We start from the raw sequence: 8,462 nt of genomic DNA, 5'->3' as shown, positions 1-8,462 counted from the left end.
TCACCACTGTCCATGCGCTCTTGTTCCTGCCCCATACTTACTGCATCGGTAATTTGTTGCTCCTTTAATTTTCTTACTTCTACCAGGCTGCTTTCCAATTTTATTTTTTCAGTGATATCATTACCTAAAGTTAGCACTGCTTTTTTACCATTGTAATTTATAATGTGCGATGATATTTCTAAAACTAAAGAAGAACCTGTTTTAGTTTTGTGATGGCGCTGCAATGTTTTTTTTATAAATGAATCATCCTTAACTTCCTGAAACAGCTCTAAAAAAAAGATGGATTCTTCTTTAGGATGAATGTCGGGTATAGTAAGGCGTAAAAACTCTTCTCTCGGATATCCGTATAGTTGTACAGCAGTTTCATTTACTTCAACAATTTTTAAATCATTAATATCCCAAATTATAATGCTCGATGGATTATTATTAAATAAATAGCGGTAACTCTCTTCTGATGCTTTTAATAATTCTTCGGATATTTTATGTTCAAGAATAATGGTTAAGATATTCTTTGCCCTTTCAATGGTTTTTTCTTCTTCTTTTGTGGGTGTTTTTATCTCTTTATAATAAATGGCAAAGGTACCCAGTACCACATTTTTTGAATTTATTATGGGAAAAGACCAGCACGACCGTAAACCGGCAGTAAGGGCATATTCTCTATAATCTGCCCATCTTATATCATTTTCAATATCTGCAACAATTACTTTTTGTTTTTTAAAAGCAGCAGTACCGCAGGAGCCTGTATTTTCTCCAATTACAGCACCTTCAATTACACTGCAATATTCTTGAGGTAAAGACGGGGCCGCCCAATTATATAAACTGTTATCCTTCAATTTTAATACTGAGCATAGCATACCAGGGTGAATTTTTTCTATTTCCTTCAGATAATGCGATAGGTTGCTTTCTATTTTACTGTTGTATGCTGCAGTGCTTTCTAAAAATTCTTTTTCAATTCTTTCTAATTCTTTTAATCGTTTAGTTTCTGTAACATCCTTAAAAAAAATAGAGAAACCAGTTTCTGAAGGATAAATATTTATCTCCAGCCAAACATTGGCAGGTTCATAAAATTCTTCAAAATGAACAGATATTTTATTCTCAAGTATTTTTTTATTTTTAAAATAAGATAGATTTTTTTTTGCCCCGGTATAAAACTCCCAAAAAATTTTTCCGGTAATTTCTTCTTTTTTTATGCCCGATATTTTCTCCACTTCCCTGTTCCAGTATTTAACTCTCCAGTTAAAATCAACAGAAAAAAAACCATCAGTTATACTGGCTAATACCTGCTTTAGCTCCCACGCCGATTTTTTTTGTTCGCTTAAATTGGTAATTAAAGTACTGGTTCTTTGCTCTCCCTGGGCATTAATAAAAATTGCAGAGAAAATTTCTATAGGAAAATGGTCACCATTTTTTTTAATTCCTGTTGTAATTGTTTTTAAAAAACCGTTTTTATCAGGGTGTTGTAAAGCTTCCTGAAAATTACTGTCTGTGTAGTCAATAATATCTTTCTGCCGAATTACCTTAAACTCTTCTGCAGTATAACCAAATAATTTACATGCAGCTTCATTACTTTCTGCAATACAACCATTTTCACCAGGGATGGTTGTAAAAAATGCACTTAATGAATTTTCAGTAAATGTTGTATGTTTTTCTTCGTCTTGGTCAAACGAATAGCCGGAACTATCCCCGGCAGAAGTAGAAATAGCATTAATATTATTCATTACAGGCCTTTATTAAAATGCAGCTATTGGTTAATAGATATTGTAAAAAGAACGGATTTTGAGCTTTTACAGGTATAAATGGTTAAAAACAAGCTACAAAAAATTTGGTTAAAGAATATCCGCAAGTTATATTGTCTTTAATTTTTAAACGATGGCAATAAATCCCATCTTTTGTAGAATTTTTTCTATCTTTATTTACCTTAAAATACTAAATCGTACTTACTTTGAAAAAATTTTTAATTATCGATGATCATGTAATTGTTCGCTCGGGAATGAAACTCCTTCTTTCCGAAATATATAAATCTTCTGATATTCACGAAGCTTGTGATGGGGATACTGCCACCCAAAAATTAAAAGAGAATACCTACGATTTGATTATGATGGACATTCAGATGCCCAAAACAGATACGTTTGGTTTAATGGAATATATACACATCAGGTATCCAGAAGCTAAAGTGCTTATCTTTTCTGTAAATGCAGAAAATACTTATGCCAAAAGGTTTATGAAGGCAGGTGCTTACGGATTTGTATCTAAAGAATCGCCTCTTGAAGAAATAATTAAAGCCATTAACCTGGTGCTTAACAACAGAAAATATATCAGCGAGACCCTCGCTTATAAAATTGCCGAAGATTCAATTTCAGGTAGAACGGATAACCCTTTTAATAAACTTTCTCCCCGGGAGTTTGAAATTGTGGCTTTGCTTTTGAATGGTAAAACAGTCAGCGATATATCCCAAATACTAAATATCCAGGTTTCAACAGTGGGTACCCACAAAGCACGTTTGTTTGAAAAACTAAACGTAACTAATATACTGGAACTAAAAGAACTGGCTACAGTTTATAAAGTATAGTTAGTAAAAATAGATTTCCTTTTCTTCTTTCTTCAATTTCTGGCAAGTACAGCCATTAATTTAAAAAATAATAGAAATTTTTCTACATAAGATTTGTAGATAAGTCTACATTTTATCATTATTTAATTATTGATTTTTACAGTCATAATATTATTTGGTATATCCATTAGCCAAATAATAAAAAATATCCTAATTCAAAAACTTTTATGATTAAATCCTCTACCCGAAAGATCAGCATCTATCTTAATGTAGATGAAAGCAGTATCAGGGATTATTTTAACCCACACGACCCGGCAAGATTAGAAAGAAGACAGCTTGGCCAGGAATTTCAAAATTATCTTAACGATTCGGTAGCCTGCGCCGGAAGGCATACAGTTATTGATTACAAAATTTTTTGCAGCGAATCGGGCAGTATGAGGTTTATTGTAGAACCCCTTATGAGAACAATACGCCGCCATTTTCAAATAAAAAAAATGCTCAAAGAAGTTGAGTTTCATAATTTCAAAAAGAAAAATTATATCCTGCTTTGTATAAGCATATTGGTGGTAATGTTTTGCCAGGGTATTCTTCCTAACCTTTTCGGGCAAGATCCTCGTATTCACTCCATGTTCAGCAATGCTATTGATGTATTTAGCTGGGTAGTGCTTTGGAAACCTATTGAGCGCCTGATATTTTACTGGAACCCTTTTCTTAAAGAAATATTATTGCTTGACAAATTGCAAAATGCAAAAGTAAAAATTGTAGAAAGTGAAGAAGAACTCGTTAATCATCATATGGAGCATTATGATGCAGCATAATACTGCAGCACAAAGCAAATCTGGTATTGAAAATTATAATTTTTTCGGTAGTGGTCAGGCTTATGTATGGATGCCGGTATTGCATCACCAGGGTAAAAACGGCGTTTATACGGAGCTGAGGTATAATTACGAAGATCTTAAAACAGCATCAGTTTACTTAGGTAAAAATTTTGGTAAAGAAAGTAAAGTCAGTTACAGTATTACCCCAATGGTGGGATGGGTATTTGGAAATTTTAATGGAGGTGCTTTAGCAATGAACATGGATATAGAGTATAAGAAAATATTTATTTCAACACAAAACCAATATACAATTAGTAAAGATGATATTAATAATAATTTCTTTTTTAACTGGACAGAACTGGCCATTCTGCCAAAGCCATGGTTTTATGCCGGCATTAGTACACAGCAAACCAAAATGCATGGTGCAGCATTTGAAAATGAATACGGGCTTTTAGCAGGCTTTGTCATAAAAAAAATAACTATCCCTGTGTATGTTTTTAATCCTTTAAATAAAAACAGGAATGTTATTATTGGAATAAATGCAGAATGGTAAGCTAAAAATAAAATCTACAATAAAACCGGTTACCGCAAAATAATAATTATGAAAACAGCGATATTATTTTTTTTTGTTTTTGTTTTACTTTTTTTTATTAATTGCTGTTTAATGATGTAGATAAGTGTGCAGAAAAACTGATAATATAAACAATATTAAATTAACAGTAATTGAAGAAAATGTTTTAGCGGATACAGTACTGATTTTTAATTGTACAAAACCAATAATCCAATTATACAAAACTAATAATCCAATTAGTTAGTCAATAATCAATAATTTAATTATGAAAAATCTATTTACTATTGCTGTTCTTCTGTTTAGTATCTGTGCAAAGGCACAGGTTAAGATAGGGGATAACCCCGCTGCAATCAACAGCAATTCGCTGCTTGAACTGGAAAGCACCAACAAAGGATTTCTTCCACCAAGAGTGGCATTAAACAGCCTGGCTTCTGCAGCTCCGCTTACGGGTACGGTGCCTGCAGGTATGCTCGTATTCAGCTCCGGCGGCACATTAAGTAATGGCTATTATTATTGGGATGGAACTGTATGGAAATCGTTGGCAACAGGAAATGTGAATGTTGTAAGCAAATCGGCAACCACCACATTAACAAAATCAGAAACATTTGTGTTGGCGAGTAATGATATTACTTTAACCCTGCCGGGAATAACTGCGGCGGATAATGGATTTGAAATTACTGTAAAAAATATTGGATCTCATACCGATTTAATAACGGTTATCGGAAGCGGAGCTGCTACTATGGACGGACGCACCAATACATACCTTTCGAAATATATGGCGCAGAGCTATGTGGCAACAGGAGGTAACTGGGTAATTAAACAAGCAAAGAAATTTACAGAAAATTTATTAATAGTTGCTGAAAATGAAAGCTGGACGACCATTCAGGAAGCTATTGATTTTCTCAATGTACACATGTTTGGTAATACAATTATAAAGCTTTCCTTTTCTACTTATGACATTGGGTCAACTATTAATATTAATTTACCCTATACTTTAACCCTGCAGGGTTTATCGTACGGTACTGTCAACATTAATGCAGCAAGCGGGTTGGCTAATAAACCTATGTTCAGGTGCTTGTCTGAGTGTTATTTTAAAATGCTGACTTTTGATGCATCTACATTATCAAACTACGGAACTGCTGCAGGTGAAGATGCCATAAGGTTTTTGGGCAGCGGAACTTATAATGAAGTGAAAGATTGTTCATTCGACAGGTTTTATAATACCATCACCGATTCAACCAATGCCGAACTTTGGGTATTTGAAACAGATATATCCAATGCGCAAAGAAACGGCATACTGGTTCATGGAGCTTTACCCGGTGTGATATTAAAAGTAGCAGAGAGCGATTTTATTAATTGCAAAAAAGGTATTAACCTGGATAAAGGCAGTGGGGCCACTATCCAGTTGGCATCGGGAGGGTATTATAATTCTTCCGCCACTGATACAGCCATTACTTACAGGCCTTCCAGCTTTACTGCATTTGCCAGTATTTCCATTACCGGAAATACATGGAATAATACAGGAAAATATATTGAAGGTTTTGATTTTACCCGAACTGATGGCAGAGATGCCAATGCCATATTGGTAAGCAATGCAGGTATTGGTGATAAAAAACCCTATTGCTTTATTAATGTTTTAAATAGCAATACGACTAAAACAATAACTACAGCCAATACCTGGTATAAAGCAGACTGGGGAGCTAACACAGCTTTCACCACCTGTAAATGGACAATAGTTGATAACAAAATAACCTACCAGCCTGTAAACAAACGTAATGGCATTTACACCATTGCCGGCAACCTTTCGGTTGATAAAACTAACAGTGTAATTTCAATTGGCATTGTAAAAAACGGGGTAGCCACAACAAGGTATGGCGAAACAACACTCAGGATTACTACAGCCAACCAGCCATTTCAGTTTTCTTTTGTTGTATTTCTTGAAGACATAGTGGCAGGAGATTATTTTGAAGTGTATTATACTTCTGCAGGTAGCGGCGATGTTATAAAAATCCAGGATATACAGTGGCTGGCAACTACACAATAATATTAAAAACAGTTTCTCCGCTTATAGATAATGTTTTCAAAATTACTGATAGCGTTATACTTAAGACATCCTGTAAAATACCAAATATGAAAATAAGAATATTACCTGTAGCACTGCTTCTTTTTTGTATGGATATAAATGCACAGGAGGCGTTAACCAACACTGGTAACCTGCAAATTTATACCGGAGCTGAAGTAGTTGTTTTTGGCTCATTTAACAATGCATCTGGCGCAGCACTTACTAATAACGGCAGGCTGTATGTAAGCCAGAACATTACAAATAACCAGGCATCAATGGCAGCGGGTACGGGAACTTTGTATTTAAATGGTACTGCTACACAAACTATTGCAGGGTCTCAAACTTTTAAAACATTTAATCTTGTTACCAATAACAGCGCAGGCTTTACTTTAAATAATAACCTTAGTGCAAGTGGGCTGCATACTTATACAGCCGGACTTATCACTCCATCGGCTGCACCAAATTTTATGATTTATGAATCAGGCGCATCTTATACCGGCGATAACGACAGTAAACATGTAAACGGATGGGTTAAAAAAAACGGTAACAGCGATTTTATTTTTCCAGTGGGCAACGGAACTTACGAAAGAACTATTGCATTAACCAACCTTACAGCAACAAGTGAGTTTAATGTAAAATACTTTGACGGACCAACCCCAAATACCAGCAGTCTTTTTCCTCCATTGGTATTAGTAGATGTAAATGAATACTGGACGATTAATAAAATAAGCGGTGGCAGTGCAATGGTGGCAATGAACTGGGATAACAGCAAAGTACCTGTGCCGCAGGTGCTTACTTCAAATATAAGAGCTGTGTATTACAATGATAGTTTTTGGGCAAGTATTGGCGGCACCGGTACAGGCAATACTGCCACTACAGGTGCTGTTACATCAAACAGTGTATCGGCATTTAATAATACGTTTACCCTTGGCAGTGTAGCTTATGTACTGCCTCTTAACATTGTTAGTTTTGATGGAAAGCGTAATGGAACTTATAACAAACTTAACTGGACAATTAATAACGAAACAGGTGTAAAGCAATACCAGTTGCAACGCAGTAATGATGCAGTTAATTTTACAACTATTAATGTACAGGCTGCTAAAAATAATGGAGGCATTGAATTATACGCTTATGATGATGTTGCAGCAATGCAGGATAAAGTGTATTACCGGCTACGTTGTGTAAATAATAATGGAGAAATTTTATATTCAGGCATAGTGGTTATTGCACAATCTGCAAACGACCGTAAAGATTTTTATGTAATTAAAAACCCGGTTGCTGAAAAGATTGATATTTATGCAGCTGCAGCAATAAAAGGCACTTATACTTATACACTTACAAATAATGCCGGGCAAATTGTACAAATCGGTAAACTGGATATAAGAAACGAAGGCGTTTACACCATCAATTTACAAAACTACTTATCATCGGGTATGTATGTGCTTGTAGTATCAAATGGTGAAAATGTCCTACAAAAAAATATTTTAAAAGACTAATAAATTTTCTCTGCATAGCTTTTTTTAAAAGCAGTTTAATGGAATAGTACAGCACAGCGGGGGTTTTCTAATTCCTGCTCTTTTTATTTTCGTCCTTTACCAAATAAAAATTAACGTGGAGAAATTTAAAAGAGAAGTATCATGAAGTTTTTGAGCGTTTACTCAGCGGTCTCTTTTCGGCAGCGATAAAAATAATGTTACCATTCAAAATATAACTCCCCTGTTTTATTTTGCCTTAAAAAAAGTAGCTTCGTAAAAAATACATTTTATGGAGTTAAAAGAACAATTTGAAAAAGCCGCTGCGGATAGCAAAAACTTACCTGCTAAGCCCGATAACGAAACCTTGCTGCAACTGTATTCTTTGTATAAACAGGGAACAGAGGGAGATGTAAACACCGAAGCTCCCAGCAACCCTTTTGATTTTGTCGGCAAAGCAAAATACGAAGCCTGGTCATCAATAAAAGGAAAAACAAAAGAAGCGGCGATGGAAGAGTATGTAGCGTTGGTGGAAAAGTTGAAGGGGGTAAACGCATAGTTATAAAATAAGTTCTTTGATTTTTTGACTATTATCCCGGCGGTATGATAATGACGGGACGAAAATATTCCGCTGGAAGTGGATACAGGTATGGGTTTAATGGACAAGAGAAAACACCTGAAATATTTGAAGGTAGCACAACTGCAATGTATTGGGAATACGACAGCAGAACAGGAAGGCGTTGGAATGTTGACCCAGAAGTAAAAGATGCCGAAAGCCCTTATGCTACTTTTAGTAATAATCCGATTTTCTTCTCAGACATTTTGGGAAATACTCCAGGAGCTCTGCAACCAGGTCCAAAACAACCAGAGCCTGTAAACCTCAGTGCAAGCCAAACCTCTGCAGCAATAACTACAGCCTTATTTGCTATACATGCAAACACAATGGAAAAGCGAAATTATTTCGTTTCCTCAATGGCAAAAGAAAGTAAAC

The 8,462-nt window shown here is 35.1% G+C and carries 8 protein-coding genes; 7 read left to right on the top strand and 1 reads right to left on the bottom strand.

The window, feature by feature from the left end; genetic code table 11:
• Positions 1-1,718: PAS domain S-box protein (locus tag ACY65O_RS06565; RefSeq protein WP_462220055.1), on the bottom strand; the 1,718-nt coding region annotated here is incomplete at its 3' end.
• Between the two features lie 224 nt (positions 1,719-1,942).
• On the opposite strand from ACY65O_RS06565, the gene ACY65O_RS06560 reads away from it, so the two are divergent.
• The 7 genes from ACY65O_RS06560 to ACY65O_RS06530 all read left to right on the top strand — a co-directional run.
• The gene (locus tag ACY65O_RS06560) at positions 1,943-2,569 is read left to right on the top strand and encodes a response regulator (protein ID WP_462220054.1); all 627 of its coding nucleotides are present in this window, start codon (positions 1,943-1,945) and stop codon (positions 2,567-2,569) included.
• 206 nt (positions 2,570-2,775) lie between these two features.
• The gene (locus ACY65O_RS06555; protein WP_462220053.1) at positions 2,776-3,366 is read left to right on the top strand and encodes a hypothetical protein; all 591 of its coding nucleotides are present in this window, start codon (positions 2,776-2,778) and stop codon (positions 3,364-3,366) included.
• On the top strand, positions 3,317-3,919 hold the full coding sequence (locus ACY65O_RS06550; RefSeq protein ID WP_462220052.1) for a hypothetical protein: 603 nt from the start codon (positions 3,317-3,319) through the stop codon (positions 3,917-3,919). The genes ACY65O_RS06555 and ACY65O_RS06550 overlap by 50 nt, the downstream gene beginning before the upstream one ends.
• 283 nt (positions 3,920-4,202) lie before the next feature.
• Positions 4,203-5,981 carry a hypothetical protein gene (locus ACY65O_RS06545; RefSeq protein ID WP_462220051.1) on the top strand — a complete coding sequence of 593 codons (1,779 nt, stop codon included), beginning with the start codon at positions 4,203-4,205 and terminating at the stop codon, positions 5,979-5,981.
• A gap of 86 nt (positions 5,982-6,067) precedes the next feature.
• On the top strand, positions 6,068-7,495 hold the full coding sequence (locus ACY65O_RS06540) for a hypothetical protein (RefSeq protein ID WP_462220050.1): 1,428 nt from the start codon (positions 6,068-6,070) through the stop codon (positions 7,493-7,495).
• 268 nt (positions 7,496-7,763) lie between these two features.
• A complete protein-coding gene (locus ACY65O_RS06535; protein ID WP_462220049.1) occupies positions 7,764-8,030 on the top strand; it encodes an acyl-CoA-binding protein in 267 nt (88 codons plus the stop codon).
• Positions 8,031-8,074: 44 nt separating this feature from the next.
• A partial coding sequence (locus ACY65O_RS06530; RefSeq protein WP_462220048.1) for a hypothetical protein occupies positions 8,075-8,462 on the top strand: 388 nt, incomplete at its 3' end.

It is taken from the genome of Ferruginibacter sp., assembly GCF_031430955.1.
GTDB lineage: Bacteria > Bacteroidota > Bacteroidia > Chitinophagales > Chitinophagaceae > Ferruginibacter.
This window is presented reverse-complemented; position numbering and strand designations above follow the sequence as displayed.

Bases quoted from the DNA above. Each gene is read 5' to 3' on its own strand.
- ACY65O_RS06555 (WP_462220053.1), top strand. From the start codon at position 2,776: ATGATTAAATCCTCTACCCGAAAGATCAGCATCTATCTTAATGTAGAT.
- ACY65O_RS06545 (WP_462220051.1), top strand. From the start codon at position 4,203: ATGAAAAATCTATTTACTATTGCTGTTCTTCTGTTTAGTATCTGTGCA.
- ACY65O_RS06540 (WP_462220050.1), top strand. From the start codon at position 6,068: ATGAAAATAAGAATATTACCTGTAGCACTGCTTCTTTTTTGTATGGAT.
- ACY65O_RS06535 (WP_462220049.1), top strand. From the start codon at position 7,764: ATGGAGTTAAAAGAACAATTTGAAAAAGCCGCTGCGGATAGCAAAAAC.